Below are 20383 nucleotides of genomic sequence, written 5' to 3' on the forward strand. Positions count from 1 at the left end.
TGGTCAACAAATGTCACCAGCTTTGAAAAAACATGTTAAATCCCTGCTGCGCTCAGTGAAGGGAGACATCAAAGCGCTTGAGGAAACAGGCCTGTTTCAGGCCGATTGGTACGTTGCCACCTATGACGATGTCAGCACGTCAGGCTATTCCCCGATCGAGCATTTTGTCCGCATTGGAGAAAAGAAGGGATATAATCCCAACCCCTATTTCGATCAGGTCTGGTACACTAAACGATCGCCGGCGGCAGTTCGTTTCCCGGCACCTGCGGCCGTCCATTATGCGGTAAATGGCTGGCGCAAAGGGCGCAGCCCGTCAGAAGCTTTTTCCGTACCGCTTTACCTGAAATTCAACCCGGACGTCGCCAAAGCCAAACGCGATCCCCTGAGGGATTTCCTTGAAGGCGGGGCAGAAAAGGGGCGCATCGCGATGCCCCGGATGTTCGAGCGGGAAAAATTCTCTTCCATGGCTGCGGACATGGACCTGATCGCCAAATCGGGGCTGTTCTTTGCTGACTGGTACAAGACCTTCCATACTGACCTTTGGCACCAGAATCAGGACCCCCTGATGCACTTCATTCGCCAAGGGGCACGCCAGGGCCGCAACCCGAACCCGTGTTTCAATACCCGCTGGTACATGGATACCTATGGTGACGTTGTCGGCGATGAGAACCCTCTGGCTTTCTATATCCGTAAGGGCGCGCAGATAGGTCATTGGCCTGCGCCAGATTTTTCGCCTGAGATTTACTTCGCCGAAAATGACGACATTATGCGTGATAAGGTAGATGCCCTGGGCCATTACCTGCATTTCGGCCTCAAGGAAAAGCGTCGACTTCCGTCGCCCAATGGGTCGGTTTCCATCTCCGGGACCGTGGAGAAGTCCGTCAAACTGCCGCTGCCGCAACAGCTGCGCAACATGCTGGATTTTGAACGCAATGTGCTGGCGCCCGACAGTCCGGACTTTGACTCGTCCAACATGGATATCCACTGGGTGATCCCTGACTTTTCCGCCGGCGCCGGTGGCCACATGACCATCTTCCGAATGGCGCACTTCCTGGAGCTGAAAGGCCACAGGCAGACCATCTGGATCAACGACCCGACTGTTCACAAGACAGCCGAAGGTGCCTATGACGATATCGTCAAACACTTCCAGCATTTCGCCGGCACAGTGAAGCTTCTCGACGACAGCTTCAGAGACGCCAGCGGTGATGCAATCATCGCCACCGATTGCTGGACCGTCTGGCCAACACTGACGCCCACCAATTTCAAGCGACGTTTCTATTTTGTTCAGGATTTCGAACCCAGCTTCCACCCCATGGGTTCATCCTATCTGGCGGCGGAAGCCACCTACCGGGAAGATATAGACTGTATTTGCGCCGGCCCTTGGCTTTCCGGCCTGATGCAGGAAAAATACAGTCGTTGGGCACGCCATTTCTGGCTGGCGGCTGACCAGAACATCTACGCACCGCCGAAAGAGCCGCGCGCGAATACGGTACCGCGCATCGCCTTTTATGCCCGCCACTTCACGGCCCGCAGGGCTGTGGAGCTGGCCATGCTTGCGCTTGAGGAACTGGCAACTCGCGACATTGAGTTCGCGGTAGACTTCTTCGGCGCCAAACTGACCTTCGGTGTAGCGCCCTTCCCGTTCGTGGACCATGGCGTCGCAACACCGCGGCAGCTGGCCGACCTTTTCCAGCAGGCCGACGTGGGCGTTGTCTTTTCCGCAACCAACTATTCGCTGGTGCCTCAGGAGATGATGGCCTGTGGGCTGCCGATTGTGGAACTGAAGGGCGATAACACGAGCTGTATCTTCCCAGAGGAAACCGTCACACTGGCGGAACCTGACCCGGTCAAAATTGCTGACAGTATTGAAGCGCTGCTGCGTGACACTGGAAAACGTGAAGCACAGGCGGCAGCTGCACAGGAATGGGTATCGCAATTTTCCTGGTCCGCGTCCGCCGACCTGGTGGAAGAAGCGCTGGTTGAACGGCTACGCGAATTCGGTACGGATACTGTCTCCGACAAAAAGAAGGACGCCGCCCTAAAAATCAAGGCCTCGGTGGTGATTCCAACGCTGAATGCCGGGCCCATTCTGGACGAGGTGCTGGCGGCTGCCACGACCCAACGCGCGCCATGGCCTTATGAGGTGCTGGTGATCGATAGCGGCTCCACCGACGAAACACTGGAGATCGTGGCGCGGTATCCGGATGTGAAGTTGCACCAGATTGACAAGAAAGACTTCAATCACGGCGACACCCGTAACCTGGGGGTGGAACTGACATCAGGTGAATTTATCGCCTTCCTGACCCACGACGCCCTGCCCGCGAATGACCGTTGGCTGTTTAATCTTGTGACGTCGATCGAGCATTTCCCGAATGCAGCTGGTGCGTTCGGGAAACATCTGCCCTGGCCGGACGCCTGCGCCTTCACCAAGCGAGACCTCAACGGCCATTTCGATATGCTGGGAACCCAGCCCATCTATCTATCGCGCGATACCAACCGCCGCAGGTTCAACGACAAAGACCCACAATGGATGCAGCTGCTGCACTTTTACAGTGACAACAACAGCTGCATGCGCCGGTCGGTTTGGAAAGACATTCCTTACCGCCGGACGAAATTCGGCGAGGACCAGCTTTGGGCTCTTGACGTTATCGACGCCGGATACGGCAAGGTCTATGCGCCGCAGGCAATTGTCTTCCACTCCCACGACTTCGGAGCCGAGGAAACCTTTGAGCGCAACATGACAGAAAGCGCCTTCTTCAAGCACTTCTTTGGCTACGAGCTGATCAAGGATGAAACACAACTGGAAAAAACGCTCGCGGGCATCAATGCCAACGACAGCCATTGGGGCAAAGCAAACGGTGTTGCTCCAGAAGACATCGAAGCCCGCCACCGGTTGAACGAAGCCCGTTTGAAGGGCTATCTGGCTGGTGTCAAGGCCGATACCTGCAGCATGTTCTGAAACCTGAAGGTTTTCCATGTCGCATCAAGCTGCCTGAGCTTTATCGCCTTTCCAGGGCGGCGCAGGAAAAACGCACCAACATCGCCTAGATTGGCCAGCCCCAAAGGGGTAAGGCTGCTATGTGGCCGCGTTAATGCTTGAGACGCCGCTCAGATATCGCACGCATCTTTTCAAGGTCAAACGGCTCGCCCAGGAAATCGAACAGCCCTTCGAACTGCTCCGGCTTGCCCGAATAATCCTCATAGCGCATCAGGTAGGATCTTTCCGGGTGGGCTTCTGCATAGGCGATGAATTGGCGGTCGTTCTTTTCCACCTCGCGGCGCACTTTTTCCGGTTCATAATCCTTCCACCAGCCCGATTGGGACACATCCTCCCAGCGGCGCATGTTGAAAATGAACCTTGCAGGCTTGAAATGGTCTGCCATGAAATTCAACAGGTCGACAAACTCGATCGGGCCGGTTTCATTGAAACGGATTTCCTTGAAACCCACGACGCGCGCATCCTTCGGCGGCTGGATCACTTCTTCGAGGAAGACCTGCAGCAACTTCTGTGCGTAGCGGTCCGGGTTGAATTTGTCCGCCCCGAACCAGGGCCCGTGATCAGGAATTTCACGGTAACCGTGATCCTCCAGCGCACCCTTGATGCGCTTGAAGCTGCGGAAAAGTGGCAGGATGGCGTTATTATTCTCGCCACGGAAAAAATAGCCGTCAATCGACTGCAGCACTGTCTGCAACAGGGTCGATCCCGACCGTCCGTAGGTAACTACAAACACATATCCGTCTTTTGGCTGCCGGTCTGTCATGGTATCTGTTCCTTGGTCTGATCCGCGCTGTTATCGCGTATTTTATCAAGCCTGCCAAGGGCCTATGTGGCCAATACCCGGATTGCACAGCGGCAAAGCCGCGGCTGGCTGCCTGCCGTGCACGGGTAGTTGCACAGGGGACTTATCACTGCTAAGGAAGCGGAAACAACAAGTCAGGTGAACCCTTATGGCATATATATTTGTGGGTGGCTCGCAACGGTCCGGCACGTCCCTTCTGACGACATCGCTTTGTGCTGGCGAAGAAACCAACATGTATATCGGTGAATGCCCCAGCCTGCGCAAGTTGCTGAACATCATTCATCAGATGCGCCAGAATTTTGATGCTGAAACCGGGCTGCATTTTGGATCACGGGCAGCGCTGGACGAATATGCATCCACCATCGTCCGGTCCTATCTCAGCCATACGCTGACAGCGAACGCTCCCGCCACGTCGCTCGTTTTGAAGGAACCGCACCTGACCATGCTATTCCCACTGATGTGGCACCTCATCCCGGAAAGCAAGTTTGTGCTGATCAAACGGGATCCACGGGATATTGTGGTCTCCATGCTGCGTGTCGGGGAGAAACTTGCTGACCAGGGAAAGACACACCTTTTCAATTCCGGTGATGTAGCGGCCATGGCCCTATCGGCCCAAGAATTCTATGCCCCAACCATCAACACGGCCAACCGCAATCCCGCCTTCCGAAAAGCCGTGACGTGGGTTCGGTACGAAGAGTTCGTGTCTGATCCAGCCACCACCATCAAGCAGTTGCGAAAAACCACGGGCCTCAAACTCGAGCTGTTCGATCCGGAAAATCCGACCAAGCGGATTCACCCAACCCGCAAGGAAGCACGTGGCGAAAGCGACCGTGTAAAGCCCTGGATTACAGAAGTCATGCATGGCGGGGCCATCACGTCATCGCGCACCGGGCGTTTCCAGGAAAAGCTGACGGAAGAGCAAATTATGGCGATCGAAAAGGCGGTCGGCACACTTCTCGATGTCTTGGGATACGACAGGGTAGCCACCTCTGACCGGCCAGGAGCCTGATCAGAGTGTCAGATTGCACCTGGAAGGCGTTTTAAGCGTCGCCAGCGCCATTCTTGCGGATCATCCGCGCAGGGTTGCCCACCATGACCGAATAAGGATCCACGGACTTCAGAATGACACTACCGGCGCCAATCATGGAGCAGTCGCCAATATGGACGAATTCTCGCGTTGTCGAATTCGACCCCATATGAACGCCCGAGCCAATCTCATTACTCGCGCCCGCTACTGCATTAGTGGCAAAATGCGTAAAAGAACCCACGGAAGTATCGTGCCCTACAAAACTGCCCGCCATCAGGCAAACGTGAGGTGCCAGCGTAACATCGGCCGACAGGACGGCATGGGCGCATACAAGGCTGCCGTAGCCGACCTTACAGTAACCATCGGGCACTTCGGCCAGCGGATGAATGAAGGTTGGAAATCGGTCTTCAGGAATTTCCAGTGACCGCAGCAACTGCCATGTACCGGCAGGATTGGACATGCCAAAAATCGCGAAAAAGAAGTCCACGTCTGGCAGGCTCAGGAAGTCGGCATAATCCGCAATACCCCCCAGCACAGGGAACTGCTTGTGTTTTCCAACCAAAGCACCCTTATCAAGCTTGTCGTTCAGAAACCCTAGGATTTCATAATCATAGAAGCGTTCGGCGATGGAAGCGGCAATCATACCTGCACCGTTGCCGCCAAAGATAACCAGTTTGCGTTTGGTGTCAGCCATTCTTCTCGCCCCTGTATCTCTGGTATTTTTCCACGACCCGCTTCGCCTGCAGAATGATTGGCGGACCAATAAACTTCTTGTCTGCCATCTTCACCGGCGTACCGTCGCTTTTATCTTCGCCTGCCCGCAGGATGGTCAGCGCAGAGGCATATTCTTCGTCCGACGGTGTAAGGATGTCATTTGCAATCTGCACCTGCCGAGGATTAAGACACAGCACCCCGTCCAGGCCATATTCCTTGGTCTTGGTGACAACGATCTTGAACCCGTCATAGTCATGTACAGCGATATAGACTGTATCGATCGCAATGATACCTGCGGCCCGGCAAGCCAGCAGCATGGAAAAACGAGCGTGGTCGATGACATTGTAATAATGCGGAGACGCCACCGCACCGAGAGCCGCCAGGAGGTCTTCCGAGCCGAGCGCAAGCCCCGAAACCCGGTCCGATGCGCGAGCAATTTCATGCACATTCACCACAGCGTCTGCAGTCTCGATGAGAGGCATCAAGGCGTAGCGCCGTTCACAGCTCTTGCGTCGTTCAAAAGTAGTCAACATCTTGGCCACTGTCTCAACGTCTTCCGCCCGGTAAGACTTGGGCACCATAAAGCCGTCTACGGCAGTACCAACGAAGAACTCAAGCTCATCGAACATCAGGTTGGAATCAATATCATTGATCCGCACGTAAACCTTGCTCCGAATGTCCGCCCCGGTTTCTTCAAGCAAGCGGGCGATATTCTCTCTGGCGTCGATCTTGCTTTGGCCGGCGGGTACAGAGTCTTCAAGGTCGAAAACAATAATGTCCGGCGCTGTCGCGATGGCCTTGGCAAAATAGTCATACCGATGGGCCGGAACAAAAAGCACACTGCGCATGGCACTCCCCCCTTTTTCTTTGGCAGCTAACCCGCTTTGAAAAGCGCGCTGCGCTCAAAACTCAACACCACTATATCATCCTGGTTCAGGACTTCGGTCTTGACTGAAACCACTGCGTTTTCCGGATTTGAATTGCTGACCCGGTTTCCGGTCACGATCGTGCGAGCGCGCAAGGTATCGCCAACAAAGACCGGCTCATGATGAACAACCTTGTCATATCCGAGATTGGCAATGCAATGATAGCTGAACTCAGGAACGGTGAAACCGACGCTAAGGCTGAACACCAGCGTGCCAACCACCAGAACCTTGCCAAAAGGCGACGCTTCGGCATGGACCACGTTGGTGTGAACCGGGTGGTTGTTCATTGTCAGAAGGCAGAAGAGATTGTTATCGCTTTCGAAGATAGTCTTCGAATTCGCATGCTCAATAACAAGCCCCTCCGGAAAGTCAGATGCATTTTTCATAGGCGCTCCCGGATCCTGTGCCGCGACGTCCGCTTTTGGCACCGCCACATTGTCTCTGGCCTCTAGGGCCACTCAAATTCCCCAGCCTATGCCGTAGGAGTAAGGCTTGCTCTCAAGCGTTCGAACGACCAGCTATGATCAGGCGACTGCTGGATTGCTTCATGGTTTTTATAAGCCGCGTTCATAACAGTTGCAAACTCTTCACTATGATCATCGTCAGGCACAAGAAGTCCCGACTCATGATCAAAGTTCGCAATAGCTTCACTGATCTCCACCCGTTCTTCGTCATTGGTTACCAACCGCACCACGGCCCTGACATAATCCTTGACCGTGTCGGTGCTTAGCCATTCCGGCTGCTCGAACTTGGCAACAATGTCTGAGTCATTTCTTGCATGCACTTCATCTCCCCGCAGATTCACAACTGGCAGTCCCTGAAGCGCAGCATCAATAATGCCGTTGGTGGCACCGAATGGGAATGAACTGAGGAAGATATCGCACTGGTTCAACCGATTGATATACTGGTTGTAACCTGTGCGCGGCCAAACCTTGGCCGGGAGCATTTCCTCAATGCGGCGTGCAACCGCCTGATAAAGCGCCCCCACCCCGTTAGGGAAGAAATGAAACTCAACGGATCGACCAGCTTCTTTCGAGCGCTTGGCTATTTCGTCACACGTCGCAAGGAAGCGGGGCGTCACTTTCCGGGACCAGGCTGGTACCGCAATACGCACCGTTTCAGGATTCTTGCGGATATTTGGTTTTATGTCTTCTGCATCACGGCGACGATGCCAGCGCGGTGCAGACGGACGATATAGTATGGTTTCATTGATAACGTCTTCAGCCCCCAGCTGGCCTTCCACCAAGATGCTATAGTCAATATGCTCAGAGAATGTGGTTGCCGGGTGACCAAATGTCATGACCTGAATTGGCGCAATGCGGACATTGGAGGCCAGAATGCTGACCAAGCGCATGCCAATGCTCGGATAGTAGACGATGTCAGGCCGGTAGGACTTCATCTTGTTGACGAAAATCTCGGGCTTATTGACATCGAACTTGGTGTTATCCACCTTGTCGAACATGTCATGGATTTCTTTGTCACACTCGCCTGACGGTGACATATAGATCGTCTTGAAGTCCCGCTTGAGAGAACGGATCGCCCCCCCATAGCAGCGGTGCATTGCATGGTGGGAATCATATAGCTCCGCCATTACGATCACAGTCGGACGACGCTTGACCGTGCGACGTTCAGCCGGCAGGTCAGCGTCTGTCACCCCCCTGCTTTCCAGATAGCTTCGCGCCATCCGGTTCATGGCGCACTTTATCTGATGCTTATGGCGGGCGTCCGCATAACTGCAGCCCATATAGGCTGGTCCAAGGTTGCGGACGGTCTGCAACGAACCTGGCAGATTCTTCCAGGTGTCGCTCCACGTCAGCATTTCCGAACGGGCATCTTCCGCCCTTTGGGACCACAGGAGTTGCTCAGAAAGATAACCAATCACCAACGGCCAGGATATTTCTGGCTTTTGACGCTTCAGCAATGCCACAAGCTGTGGCGTCAGGGCATTGATAGACAGGCCAGCGAACAGTTTGGGGAGCTCATAGCCTTTGAAGCTGACCTTGCCGTCCTTGTCACGGGTTCCGATGACTTCCAGCAAGTGGTCGGTGCCACGATAGCCACTCACTTCAAAGACCTGCATCAGGGCCCGCTTATATTGAGTGAACAGGCGGAACGTCATACTGGTCATTTTGAAGTCGGGGTCTGCGAGCAAAGATGTAACTGCAGAGGCAAGCATGGTCGCCTCGCGTTCCATCAAGGGGCCGCGGCCGACCAGTGCGCCACCAAAGCCTTGGGCGCCGCGCTCCAGAACCTGCAGGATACCTTCCAGCGACTTGTTCGCAGGCTCGAACTTCTTGTTCCGCACATTGTGGTCAAAGCGTTTGATACGCTCGATCAGCTTCAGTTCAGGCTTTTTACTCACGCATATACCCCCGCGACCACGTCGCAAATTTCCTTGATATCTTCGTCACTTAAAAAGGCGTGGAACGGCAGCCCCACAAGGCCGGTCCGCAGTTCCTCACAGGCTGCGAACGGCGCATCTGATGTCTTGTCGGCATGTGGCAGGTGACCAAGCGCCGGATGGTCATAAAGCGGCGGCAGGTACCAGCGGCGGGTCTGGATACCAGCAACATCCATGCGGGCCACCAGTTCTTCGGCCTTGCCTGGCATATAGATGGGGAAGACAGCCGGGATGAAGTCCCCCGTGCCTTGCTGCAGGATAACGCTGTTTCCCGCTTTCTTCAGCCCTGTCAGATATTGGTCCAATACAGCCTTACGGCGTTCTGACACTTCGTGCCAGCGCGCAATTTGTACAAGGCCCACTGCTGCAAAATATTCTGCAAACTTGGCGTTGGTGCCAGCTTCCAGTACCACACCGGCTGCCCCCTGGAACCCGAAATTGGACAAAGACCGGCTGAAGCTGATCATCGCCTCATCGCTGCTAACCAAAAGGCCGCCCTCGCCCACGCCGAACGGCTTGGTCGCATGCAGGCTGAAACAATAGGTCAGATCCTTGTGGATATCCTGTTGGCCAAGGGCAGCCGCAACATCCAGAATAACCGGCACACCGGTTTCCTTCTGGAAGGCCACCCAGGGTGCCGGGTCAACAGGTCGGCCAAATGCTGCAACAGGCACAACCGCCGCGTATTCGTCTTGCGCCAGAGCCGCGCGCGCAATATCAGGCGTCAACTCCCAGCTTTCCAGGTCCACATCAGCCAGCACTGGCGTCAGCCCAGCGTTCATCGCCACCAGTGCCGTCGCCGGAAAGGTAACAGCAGGCACCAAAACGTTGGCCCCTGCCGGAAATTTCATCGCCTTAAGCGCCAGTTCCATTGCCGTGGTTGCCGAAGAAAAAGTCGCAACATGGCAGCCTTCAGCGCCGTTTTCACGCCCCAGAAAAGCCGTCAGTTCAGCCTCGAAACGCTTCACCAGAGGACCGAAGTTTGAATACCATCGGTTTTCATGCATTTCCTCCAGGAACGGCAGAACCGCTTCCGGGGTCGGAAGATCAGGCACAAGGCAATGTATGCGGTATGGTGTCGACAATTGAGTACCCTAAAAAAAGCGCCCAACGGGCGACCGAGACTGACCTTCTATAAAAGCTATAAACCGGCTTTTCAATATATGCCGCATATATCCAAATACCACACGGGTCTCACTGGTTTTGCAACATATCGAAGAAATTCTGAGGCCCGATAAATTTGGCGGGGGGGAAGCCCTGCGCCGCCAGCGCCCTGACCATTTCGTCATTATCACATACAACCAGCTCTTCAGCGTGCTCAAATGCCAGAATTTTCGCACTATCTTCTGAGTCAAGCGGCCCTGCGTCAGCAAAAATACTATCAAAAAACACGTAACCCTTCACGCCGTGCTGGCGCGCGTCACCCAGAACTTCAAGAAATGCGGCGGCCCCAACGGTGATAACCCGATCAACCGACCGGGCCAGAATGGCTCCGTCTTCTTTCGATTTGAGCGTGAACAGGCTGTATATGCGACGTCCCAGATAGATGCGATACTCAAGGCCACTTGGTACCCGGTCCAACATCACCATATCGCTTACCAGCGGCAGCCATGTTTCTGGATGCAATCCCGCCAGGTCTTGCTTCTTGCCGCGCTCAATCACCAGCAGGACTTCCTCAGCCGCTTCGCGCAATTGCTCCAAAAGCCAGACAAAGCGACTGCATTTAGCTTTATTCGCCAGAATATCCTGATCTACGGCAACCAGGGTTCGCTTGGTGCCTGTGGCAACGGGGAACGGCTTTCGCCCTTCTTCAGCGCAGACTTCGTCAACCAGGTTCAGGCGGCAGGCCGCAGCACCTGGGCCGGCAAACCTGCGGCCGGCATGGCGAACTCGTGGCCGCTTGGGTGCGGCCTCTTCAACCAGCGTCTCCAGGCTGGCGAACAGGCTTTGGTAGCGTGGTGCGGTCTGGCCTGACACAAGCGGCTCAGGCGTCTGGAATACCGCGGGCGCAAATTCTACAGGGCCAGCTTCGTCATCACTCGCGGCGTCACGCAAGAGATCAGAAAAGCCTTCGGCGCTGACATGAAGGATACTGTTGACCATATCTGGCGTGTCTGCGGGCAAGCCTTCAAAATAGGGCCGCGGACGCGCCTCAAACAGCCAACGATGATAATTGCCGGGCTGCTCCTTGACGGCCCAGAAAAGCCAACGCAAGTACTGCGGCTGAGCCTTCATCTGGTCCCATTGCTCCTGGGTCAGGATGATCAGGCTATCTGGGAAGAAGAATTCGCGCCGGTTATGGTGCCAGCGCCGAACAAGTGCCACAAACTCCTCCCGCGTCAGGCAGTGGCCATCCGCCTGTGGATCACTTGTAAGCAATATGTCGCCAGTGCCTGCAAGCACCAGCGCAAAATAAGGCGCTTCGCGGTGCTCAAGTGCCATCACGTTGCGAGGCTTGAACAGTGCCGCATGCTTGCGCCGCATCTTTGAAATCAGCTCGTCTTCCTGTCGCCGGGAATCGGCCAGCATGCTTTCCGGACGGCGGCGGTAAAGGAACCCGGCATGCTGCACGCGGCGCCCCACATAGCCGGCATCAAGCGCCGTCAGCCAGAAATCCCAGTCTTCAAAGCCATAGCGCATGGTTTCGTCAAACAGCACGCCCTGGCGCAACATGTCTGCCCGTACCAGCGACCCAGCTTCAGAGATGTTCCCCACCAGATGCTTCAGCTTGCTGTAATCAGGGGCTGTTTCGCGGGTATCGAAGCCTTCCTCCCCCCACGTCAGCCCCATGAAAGAAATATCAGGGTAAGCCCAACCAACGAGAGGGTCATCACCCAACACTTCACGGTAGCGCTGCAGTGAATAGGGTGACAAGCGATTGTCTGCGTCCAGGAAGAAGACGGCATCCAGGTCTGGCACCATCGACATCAGGAACCGCACACCGGCGTTACGTGCACCAGGCAGGCGGGTGTTCTCCTGGCGAAGGTAATAGAGCATGCCCGGGAACCGTTCCATCAGGTTTGTCACAACCTTTCCGGTTTCGGGGAACCGGCATCCATCATCCACGACAACCACTTGCAGCGGTTGGTCAATTTCCTGCGTGCAGGCACTGATGATGGCTTCGGACAAAAACTGCGGATGGCCATAGCCTGGGATCACGACACCAATCGTCCCCTGCCCTTTGGGCGCATCTGCAGCCCTATTTGGCAGCAGTTCAGCCATGATCAACGGGACCAGCCAAAAGCGGTGTTTCAGGCGCTGTGGTTATATTCAGCGAATACCAGCGGCACCATCCATAGCTTACAGACTGACCCGCAGGTTTAACGGCAAAAACTGCATCGCCAGGGGCGTCAAGGGCAAGCGCCAGTTCGATTTCGATGGTGGCCGCCTGCCGGGCATACAGCACCTTGGCCTGCCACTGGACCGTTTTGCGGCCATTAATGCCCTGCCAGGTTGCCGGGTCCTGCGGATCTATCCGGGACATGACATTGCGAATGGCACGAGCCTTTTCGGTCACAGACGGAGAAACCACAGCCAACACATACAAGAATGCTGGTGCAGCATCATGCGCGGTTTCAACCTCGCTCGCCACCCTTAGGGTCGTGGTCGGCACCCCACCCTCGAAAATCGCTGCTGACAGGCCGTCCTGAAGGGGGTGCGTTTGCAAGCTGCCCGTTTCCTCACTTACCAGGAGCGGTGAAAATCCAAGGCTCTTCGACAGTTCGTCCAATTTCTTGGCGCCAGACACGAATTCAATCCGTCCTGCCAAAGCCGGGAATTTAAGCGACCGCATGCGTAGCGCTGCGGCACTGTTACTTGGTGTCGGCATTTCCCTGACCTCAAGCGCGCCCCATTCAAGGCCGATTTCAAGCCCGGACCAACGACACCAGCCGTATGTGGCTTTCCCGCCTGGCACTTCCACCACCAGATAGAGGTCCGCGCGATTTTCCAGCGGTGCCTCCAGGTTCAGCGTCAGGGTTTTCGTCTGCTTGGGGGCCACCATGGCCTGGGCGGCATGAATTCCGTTGTCCTGGTTGGCCATGTTTCCCGCCAGACACGCCAGGACCTTGCGGCTGCGCGCGGCATCGTCCTCGCCTTCAAGGTGCTCAACGGCCAGAATGCTGTAGAGACAGTTTGGCCCCGATTCATGGTCCGTCAGAACGGAGATACTGACTTCAGCAACACCTGCGGCCAATGCGCCGCGGACCTTGACACCCGAGGGGCCCTTTTCATGCGGGTGCGTCTGCACCCAATTGTCCCCTTCAGCACCTGTACTGACAAGCGATTCCCCGTAAGGGATGTCGGCCAGCAGGTCGCCAAATGCCCAAGTCGCGCGGCGCCGAAGGACATGCGGCGCTACCGGACAATGCCTGAACGGCGACAGGTCATAGCCATCACCGGTTCCTACATCGCTCATTGGGTCTGCAAGGCCTTTCATAAGACGGAGCGCCAATGTCTGCCCGGCGTCATCGCCAAAACGGTCCGCGTCGACGCCCGCAAGCGCCAGCAGCGGCGCGTTATCCGCATCGCTGCTCCAGGATACTTCGAGTACGGCGTCGCCAAAGACGGCACTGCAGGCACCGCTCAGGTCAAACTGCAACCAGCCTTTTGACAGAACATAAGGTTTTGCGTCCTGGGCGAGGCATTTTCCATCGCTTGCCCGTAACACCCGCACCTCAAGATAGCCATCAGGGGATGCAGTCTCGCTATCGGCAGACATCACATAAAGCGCTACAGCCCAAAGGCCTGACGCGTCTGCGGGCAGGAATTGGCTGAAGTGACAAGTGTTCACGGTGCCGCCAGGGCCAACTGTTTCCTGGCCCACGGGCAGTTCGGCCGCAATATGTTGCAGGCCAAAGCCGGCGCCCCGGATCATGCGACGGGCTTTTTCCAGATTCAGCAACAAGCTTTCATTCTTGCGCCGCAGATATGACATCCCGGCTTCCTTGTCAGCCATCTGGGCCTGAAGATCCGCTGCTTCCCTTGTTTTACAGTCTAACATGAACCGGGCGCCATCCAGCTTCATGCGGCCTTTCATGCCAGTCAGCAGTCTGATCGGTACCGGGGTGAACATCTTCTGGCGGCGGGCGTGCTCGTCCCACGCCTTGGCCGCCGCATGGGTCGCCTTACCGACCAGCATCCCACGCACCCCAATGGCCATGCCAACCGGCGAGCGCCGTGCATCCAGTCCGCGACGCTTTTCGCCGGCGCTGTAGATGCAGCCATCGGCTCCAAGCACCAAAAAGCGGACGTCGTCCCCAAGTATATTCTTAAGTGCGGGCAGAACATCTTCGCCCACAAGGAACAGGGACGTCCCAGAATAGGCCGCCCTGAACGCACTGACCGTCAGCTCAATCTTCACCGTATTTTCTCCCCCGATGTCCGTGTCAGACTAGCCTTTGAACATACGGAACGCAAAGCGCGTGAATGGCCGTGATATATGCTCCAGGAAGGTTTTTGGCTCAGTTTTGATGTAAACCTCGGCGAAGTTACCCGGCAGCAGATCTGTTGTATCTTCACCAGGATTGATGGTGATGTGGGCCACATAGCTACCCATCGGGTTCTGTTCAGACACGACAGCATCAGCCGACAAATAGATCAGATGTCCCGGGATGGGCGTCATGCTCTTTTCCCGGTCAGACGGGAACACCACCTGAACTTCCTGTCCGATCTGGACCTGTTCAATATCCTTCAACTGAACGGCTGCTTCGATGGTCAATGCATCATTATGGGGGAAGACCTCCATAATCGTTTCACCCGGCCGCACCACGGCACCCAGCGTGCGGGTGGCAATCCGGAAGATCGTCCCATCCACTGGCGATTTGATTTCGCTTCTCGCAGCCATGTCGCGGTACCGCGTAATCTGCGCTTCAGCCTGGTTGATACGCTGCTGAATCTGAACGAGGATCGAGTTGGCGTCTTTCAGGTAAGACAGCCTGGTCTGACGTTTTTCACGGGTCAGGTTGTCGATGTTGTTCCGCGCATTCTCAATATCGAGCTTGGCATTGGCCAACTGGGCTTCAACTTCAGCGACCTTACGCTCTGTGGCAAAGACCTGTGTCCGCTTGATCAGCCCCTGTTCGAGCAACTCGCGAAAGTCCTTGAGCTCAAGCCGGTAGGACACCAACTGACGCTCATAAGCATCAAGAACGGCTTCCGTGCCCTTGATATTGACCTTCTGGCCTTCGATCTTGGTATCAAGGATATCCATTTTGGCTAGGTAGAACCGACGCTGTGCGTCAAACTCCTGGCGCTCACTTTCCACCGTTTCCTTATAGCGTTCCGCATTGCGGATGCTGGGAGGAACATCGGCCGGGAAATTGATGCTGTCGGCAAACTGGGTTTCAGCACGCCGACGCGCAAGCTGAGCGTCAAACACAGCACGTTGCAGTTCGGCGGCGTCCAGTTGGGCCTTGATCTGGGTATCATCGAGGCGGGCGATGACATCGCCTTTCTTCACCCTGTCACCTTCGCGCACCATTATTTCATTGAGGATACCACCCTCCAGGTGCTGCACCACGCGATTGCGGTCTTTCGCGATCACACGACCACTTGCAATAACAGCGCCCCCGATATCGACAGAAACAGCCCACAGACCGCCAAAGCCGAATACAAGAATCAGAACCAGCATCGCCCTTTTCAGGATCGACGTTGGATCAGTGTCTACTTTGTCATGCCAAGTCTGCAGGGAAGCGCGCTCGAAGCGATCGTTCGCCAATGCTGGCAGTTGTGGCCCAGATGCAGGCGCAAGTTCTTTAGACATCTACGCCTCCTTCTTCTTAGCGCTTGTGGGGTCTATGTTGACACCCACCTTGCGCGGCTTATTAGGGGCTTCCGTTTTCGGTTTGCCCGTACCAGCCGGCTGCGCGGCGGCGGCTTGGCCTGGTTTAGCGGCTGCTTTTTGCTGAGCCTTGCCAGGTACAGCCTGAACAACACCGCTTTTCATCACTTCATCCTTTGGCCCGAATTCCTTGATGGCACCATCCTGCATGACCATCACTTTGGACACATGTTGCAGCACGGAAGGGCGCTGGGTAACCACTATGGTGGTAATACCACTGCTCGTCGCGGTATGAAGCGCCCGGTGGAATACTTTTTCGCCTGCTGTATCAAGAGACGCGTTCGGTTCATCCAGCACCAGCACCGCCGGGTTGCCATAGAAGGCGCGCGCGAGGGCGATAAGCTGGGCCTGGCCGCCAGATGGGTAGAAGCCACTCTTGGAAATGACAGTATCATAGCCCTGCGGCAGCTTCAGCAGCAGGTCATGGACCCCGCAACGTTTTGCCGCCTCAATGGCCAGTTCCTCGGGATCATTTTTCCTGAGACGGGCGATATTCTCCCGCACTGTGGCTTCAAAGAATGTGCTTTGTTGCGGCATATAGCCCATATGCAAGCCCTTTGCCACCGGGTCCCAGACCTTCAGATCCTGCCCATCAAGGGAAACGACACCCGCGCTTGGCAGCAGATAGCCGACAATCAGTCGCGCCAGGGTGGACTTACCTGCACCGGAAGGACCGATGATAGCAATGCTGTCGCCCGCCTGAATCGTTCCGGTCACGCCTTTGATAATGGGCGGTACACCAGGCTGTGGAACATAGACAACGCGCTCAAGCCGGAGCACGCCTTTCGGGCGCGGCAGTAATGTCCGGTTTTCAGGAAGAGACATCTCTTCTAGGCGTGTCATCAAACGGGCGCGCGTGCCGTGCGCCTGCTTCAGGATACGCCAGCCGCCGACAATCTGTTCAACAGGCGCCAGGGCCCGGCCACCGATCATGGACGTCGCAAAGATAATGCCAGCTGTTGCCTGGTCGGCCAGCACCAGCAGCGCACCGGTACCGATCATCAACACCTGAATAACCTGGCGGATAGCCTTCGTGGCGGAACTGAAATTGGTCATGTTCAGGGTGGAATTGATATACCGGTCCAGCGCCTTGCCCTGGTGCTCGCCCCAATGTTCCACAACTTCGCGGTACATACCCTGTGCGCGAATGATTTCCTGAGAGTTCATGTGCATTTCAAGCACCTGGTGGGATTTCACCATTGCCTGCATATGCTCCTGGTTTTGAGCGGCAGTGGCCCGGTCCCCCCAGACGCCCATAAAGGCCAGGATGCAGACACCGATAATGACCACCACGCCGAGGACCGGGTGGATCAGGAAGATCAACAGCATGAAGACCGGCATGAAGGGCAAATCGAACAAAGCACCAAATGCGGGTGACGCCACGGCCTGACGGATCGCTGCCAGGTCACGCAGACTTTGGGCATTCGCCCCATGTTGCCGGGACAGCTCTCCCGCTAGCAAAAGACCGGAGACCTTGGCTTCCATGTCCACTCCCGCCTTTGTGAGCAGGCTGTTGCGGACGGAATCAAAGACCCCATAGGCGATCAGCACGACAATGGCGAAGATTGCCATGGCCACCAAGGTTTCCATGCTGCGTGACTGAAGCACGCGGTCATAAACCTGGAACAGGAACATAGGCACCGCCAACATAGCAAGGCTGGCGAGTACGGAATAGAGTGCGGCCTTCTTCAGTGACTTCTTGAGAGTCTCTTCTTCAGCCTTGTAATCATCAATAAGTGACATTCAGCAAAAACCTTGCTCTGGTCAAAACCCCAAACTGGGAGAAATCCAAAATGGTATAAATCTCGCCCCCGCGCAACAAGGGTTATCCTTGAAGACAACCCTTATGGGCGAAGTGGTAGCATATGGCTAGGACTGTGTCGATATTTTGATCAAATTCATCGTGCGCCGGAAAGCCGCATCAAAGCTGAACTTTTTTCATTAGTGTCAAAATAACGTGATTAGGTCGAAAATTCACTAAGTCGGTCGGGCCGAATAGGCAGCCCCGGCCAAAAGAAAAGGGAGGCCAAAGCCTCCCTTTCCGAAGTTCTTTTGTCGTCGATAACCGACTTAGTCGATGATAACTGCGTTCGAGAAGTCACCGAGGCTTACGCCCTGGATGAAGACTGTCGCGCCGCTGTCGAAGGTCACAAGAACACCGGACACACCGCCTTGGGTGGTTTCTTCTGCCCAGTTATTCAGGGACTCGTCACCAACCATGAGGCCTTCAATCCGGAAGGTATCTTCGTCAGTATCGAAGTCAGTGATGATATCAGCACCGGTGTTAGTGGCTGCGCCGAAGGCAAGATCGCTGTAGTCGAAGAGATCAGCGCCGTCGCCACCAGACATGGTGTCATCGCCGTCGCCGTCCGCTGCTACGAACGTGTCGGCACCGTCACCGCCGCTGAGATCATCATCACCAGCACCGCCAGTGATTGAGTCTGCACCGGCACCACCAGTGATCACATCGTCATCAGCACCGCCATCCATCGTGTCGTCACCGTTGCCACCGGCAATAGTGTCGTCACCAGCGTCACCAGCGATGTCGTCGTTGCCTTCACCACCGTCGAGGTCGTCGTTACCAGCACCGCCGACGATGTCGTCGTTGCCGTCTTGACCGAAGACTACGTCGTCACAAGCGCCTGCATCGAGGTTGTCATCGCCGTCGCCGCCGCGGATTGTATCCACACCGTCGCCGCCGGTAACCACGTCAGCACCAGTACCGCCGTAGATCTCGTCAGCACCAAGGCCGCCAGCGATCTGGTCATCACCGGAACCGCCGAAGAGCACGTCGTCGTCGTCGTCACCGTTGATGGTGTCGTTCTCGGCACCACCGAAGATCAGGTCGTCGCCGTCGCCACCATTGATGGTTTCATTACCGTCGGCACCACCGTAGATGGTGTCGTCGCCGGAGTTACCATTCAGCTGATCACTATCATCACCACCACCGATGATGTCGTTGCCGCCACCACCGAACACAACATCATCACCGGAGCCAGCCCAGATTTCGTCTGCGCCGTCCAGAGAGCTGTCGGAAGTCGCACCGTTGTAGCCGTCACCGTAGATGTTGTCGTTACCGGAACCACCGAAGATAACATCGTCGCCAGCGTCGTCAGTAAATGTGGTGCCGCCGAACTGGTTAGTACCGTCACCAACGAGAAGATCGTTGCCGTCGCCACCGCCGATTGTATCGTCACCAGCATCACCGGAAGCACTGTCGTTACCGTCGCCGCCAGCCCAGATCGCATCGTCGCCGTTGCCACCATGGGAGATGTCGTCGCCGTTACCGCCGGTCAATGTGTCATTGCCGTCATCACCAGTCATGACGTCGTTGCCGTCGTTACCAAGGATACGGTCGTCACCGGCAGCACCGTTGAAGGTCTCGCCGTCGTCGTTACCCACCAGCTTGGAACCGCCAGCAGCAGCAGTGAAAATGCCGTCTTTTTCGACAGTGCTCAGGTTCACCTCGATGATGTGCTGATTGCCGTCGGCATCTTCAACAACAACTTCAATCGTGCCGTCTGCATCAGAACCAGCCGCATCGTTACCCAGAGTTTCGTCTGGAGTATAGATGATGTGCTGTGTGCCTGGCGTAGAAGGATCGATAGCAATTGCGTTAACTTCGATAACAGAACCGCTATCGAGCTCCAGAGTGTCGCCGTCAGCAGTAATCTCAACGCCATTTACGGAAACGATTGTCCAGTCAGTGTCGAGTGCATCATCTTCGTTGCTACCCGCAAGCGTTTCAAGAGCACCACCAGTGAAGCGGAACAGGTTGTCAGACAGATCACCGAAGTCAGCGTTCGAAGAGTTCGTACCTTCAGCGTCCGCAACAACGATGTCTTCAGAAGATGTGAAGTCTTGATCAGCAGTGCTGGTCAGGTCAATCGTTACGTTGTCGAACTGAACAGTTTCAATGTTCCGCAGGTCGTCAGCGCCCGCAACATTGGAGTCTGCCGTAGTACTGTTACCGGTCAAGTCAGCAAGGTCATTGATCTCGCCAGAAATGATCACCGTGTCATCACCGCCGTCAGTTGCGTCGGTACCGCCTTCGATCGTGTCGTTACCGGCAGAACCATAGATGATGTCGTCGCCATCACCGGCATCAACATCAACAGAAGCACTAGCTGAACCGTCGATCGTATCGTCGCCAGCGTCAGCAACAACTGTTTCTGTACCAGTACCAGTACCAGCTACACCAGTCGTGATGTGGTCGTTACCTTCACCAGTTGTAATGTTGTCATCACCGTTACCACCAGTAACAGTGTTGTCGCCATCACCTGCGTCGATAACATCGTTACCGTCATCGCCAGAGATGTCGTCATTGCCGTCACCGCCAGAGATGTCGTCAGCACCATCGCCGCCGATGATCGTATCGTCGTCGTCGTTACCGTTCAGCGTATCAAGGCCGTCACCACCAACGATCAGATCGTCGCCGTTACCGCCGCCGATGCTGTCGTCGCCAGCACGCCCATAAAGCGTATCATTACCGTCACCGCCGAATACGGTATCGTTACCGCCGCGGGCATCGATAAAATCGTCCGCTTCTGTGCCGGGAATAGTCTCGCCCGCACCGGTACCAAAAATCTTGTCTGCCATAGCTTTCCTCCTGAAAAAGCAAACACATTGTCTAATTGTGAGGCACGAACGTAGGTCTTATAGCCCCCTGCACAC

Annotated in this window: 13 protein-coding genes; 2 read left to right on the plus strand and 11 right to left on the minus strand. The window is 55.7% G+C overall.

Annotated elements, in window-relative coordinates:
• The first annotated feature begins 22 nt into the window (after nucleotides 1-22).
• Nucleotides 23-2959 (plus strand): glycosyltransferase, encoded by a 2937-nt coding sequence (locus tag B3Z17_RS04295; protein ID WP_286828690.1) that lies wholly within the window; start codon nucleotides 23-25, stop codon nucleotides 2957-2959.
• 130 nt (nucleotides 2960-3089) lie between these two features.
• Here B3Z17_RS04295 and B3Z17_RS04300 read toward each other — a convergent pair whose 3' ends face one another.
• Nucleotides 3090-3761, minus strand: a complete 672-nt coding sequence (locus tag B3Z17_RS04300; protein WP_286828691.1) for a sulfotransferase — start codon at nucleotides 3759-3761, stop codon at nucleotides 3090-3092.
• Nucleotides 3762-3948: 187 nt separating this feature from the next.
• Here B3Z17_RS04300 and B3Z17_RS04305 point away from each other — a divergent pair, with 187 nt between their 5' ends.
• On the plus strand, nucleotides 3949-4809 hold the full coding sequence (locus B3Z17_RS04305) for a sulfotransferase family protein (protein ID WP_286828692.1): 861 nt from the start codon (nucleotides 3949-3951) through the stop codon (nucleotides 4807-4809).
• A 31-nt stretch (nucleotides 4810-4840) separates the two neighbouring features.
• On the opposite strand, the gene B3Z17_RS04310 is transcribed toward B3Z17_RS04305, so the two are convergent.
• From B3Z17_RS04310 to B3Z17_RS04355, 10 genes are all read right to left on the minus strand, one after another.
• Complete coding sequence (locus B3Z17_RS04310) at nucleotides 4841-5521, minus strand: hypothetical protein (protein ID WP_286828693.1); 681 nt, start codon at nucleotides 5519-5521, stop codon at nucleotides 4841-4843.
• Nucleotides 5514-6389 carry an HpcH/HpaI aldolase/citrate lyase family protein gene (locus tag B3Z17_RS04315; RefSeq protein WP_286828694.1) on the minus strand — a complete coding sequence of 292 codons (876 nt, stop codon included), beginning with the start codon at nucleotides 6387-6389 and terminating at the stop codon, nucleotides 5514-5516. Before B3Z17_RS04315 ends, B3Z17_RS04310 begins: the two co-directional genes overlap by 8 nt.
• Before the next feature lie 26 nt (nucleotides 6390-6415).
• Entirely contained in the window at nucleotides 6416-6853 is a 438-nt protein-coding gene (locus B3Z17_RS04320; RefSeq protein ID WP_068304643.1) for a MaoC family dehydratase, read from the minus strand.
• 86 nt (nucleotides 6854-6939) lie between these two features.
• On the minus strand, nucleotides 6940-8829 hold the full coding sequence (locus B3Z17_RS04325; RefSeq protein ID WP_286828695.1) for a hypothetical protein: 1890 nt from the start codon (nucleotides 8827-8829) through the stop codon (nucleotides 6940-6942).
• Nucleotides 8826-9953, minus strand: a complete 1128-nt coding sequence (locus B3Z17_RS04330; RefSeq protein ID WP_286828696.1) for a DegT/DnrJ/EryC1/StrS family aminotransferase — start codon at nucleotides 9951-9953, stop codon at nucleotides 8826-8828. The genes B3Z17_RS04325 and B3Z17_RS04330 overlap by 4 nt, the downstream gene beginning before the upstream one ends.
• 109 nt (nucleotides 9954-10062) lie before the next feature.
• Nucleotides 10063-12090 carry a glycosyltransferase family A protein gene (locus B3Z17_RS04335; RefSeq protein ID WP_286828697.1) on the minus strand — a complete coding sequence of 676 codons (2028 nt, stop codon included), beginning with the start codon at nucleotides 12088-12090 and terminating at the stop codon, nucleotides 10063-10065.
• Nucleotides 12083-14230, minus strand: a complete 2148-nt coding sequence (locus B3Z17_RS04340) for a DUF6212 domain-containing protein (protein WP_286828698.1) — start codon at nucleotides 14228-14230, stop codon at nucleotides 12083-12085. The genes B3Z17_RS04335 and B3Z17_RS04340 overlap by 8 nt, the downstream gene beginning before the upstream one ends.
• A 30-nt stretch (nucleotides 14231-14260) precedes the next feature.
• Nucleotides 14261-15631: an HlyD family type I secretion periplasmic adaptor subunit gene (locus B3Z17_RS04345; protein ID WP_286828699.1), complete on the minus strand. Its 1371-nt coding sequence runs from the start codon at nucleotides 15629-15631 to the stop codon at nucleotides 14261-14263.
• Nucleotides 15632-17452, minus strand: a complete 1821-nt coding sequence (locus B3Z17_RS04350) for a type I secretion system permease/ATPase (protein ID WP_286828700.1) — start codon at nucleotides 17450-17452, stop codon at nucleotides 15632-15634.
• Between the two features lie 327 nt (nucleotides 17453-17779).
• The gene (locus tag B3Z17_RS04355; RefSeq protein ID WP_286828701.1) at nucleotides 17780-20308 is read right to left on the minus strand and encodes a calcium-binding protein; all 2529 of its coding nucleotides are present in this window, start codon (nucleotides 20306-20308) and stop codon (nucleotides 17780-17782) included.
• Nucleotides 20309-20383: the final 75 nt, after the last annotated feature.

The organism is Kordiimonas sp. UBA4487 (assembly GCF_002389025.1).
Classification (GTDB): Bacteria; Pseudomonadota; Alphaproteobacteria; order Sphingomonadales; family Kordiimonadaceae; genus Kordiimonas; species Kordiimonas lacus.

Coding starts and splice junctions, on each gene's coding strand:
- B3Z17_RS04300 (WP_286828691.1), bottom strand. CDS start 3,761: ATGACAGACCGGCAGCCAAAAGACGGATATGTGTTTGTAGTTACCTAC.
- B3Z17_RS04305 (WP_286828692.1), top strand. CDS start 3,949: ATGGCATATATATTTGTGGGTGGCTCGCAACGGTCCGGCACGTCCCTT.
- B3Z17_RS04310 (WP_286828693.1), bottom strand. CDS start 5,521: ATGGCTGACACCAAACGCAAACTGGTTATCTTTGGCGGCAACGGTGCA.
- B3Z17_RS04315 (WP_286828694.1), bottom strand. CDS start 6,389: ATGCGCAGTGTGCTTTTTGTTCCGGCCCATCGGTATGACTATTTTGCC.
- B3Z17_RS04320 (WP_068304643.1), bottom strand. CDS start 6,853: ATGAAAAATGCATCTGACTTTCCGGAGGGGCTTGTTATTGAGCATGCG.
- B3Z17_RS04335 (WP_286828697.1), bottom strand. CDS start 12,090: ATGGCTGAACTGCTGCCAAATAGGGCTGCAGATGCGCCCAAAGGGCAG.
- B3Z17_RS04345 (WP_286828699.1), bottom strand. CDS start 15,631: ATGTCTAAAGAACTTGCGCCTGCATCTGGGCCACAACTGCCAGCATTG.
- B3Z17_RS04350 (WP_286828700.1), bottom strand. CDS start 17,452: ATGTCACTTATTGATGATTACAAGGCTGAAGAAGAGACTCTCAAGAAG.
- B3Z17_RS04355 (WP_286828701.1), bottom strand. CDS start 20,308: ATGGCAGACAAGATTTTTGGTACCGGTGCGGGCGAGACTATTCCCGGC.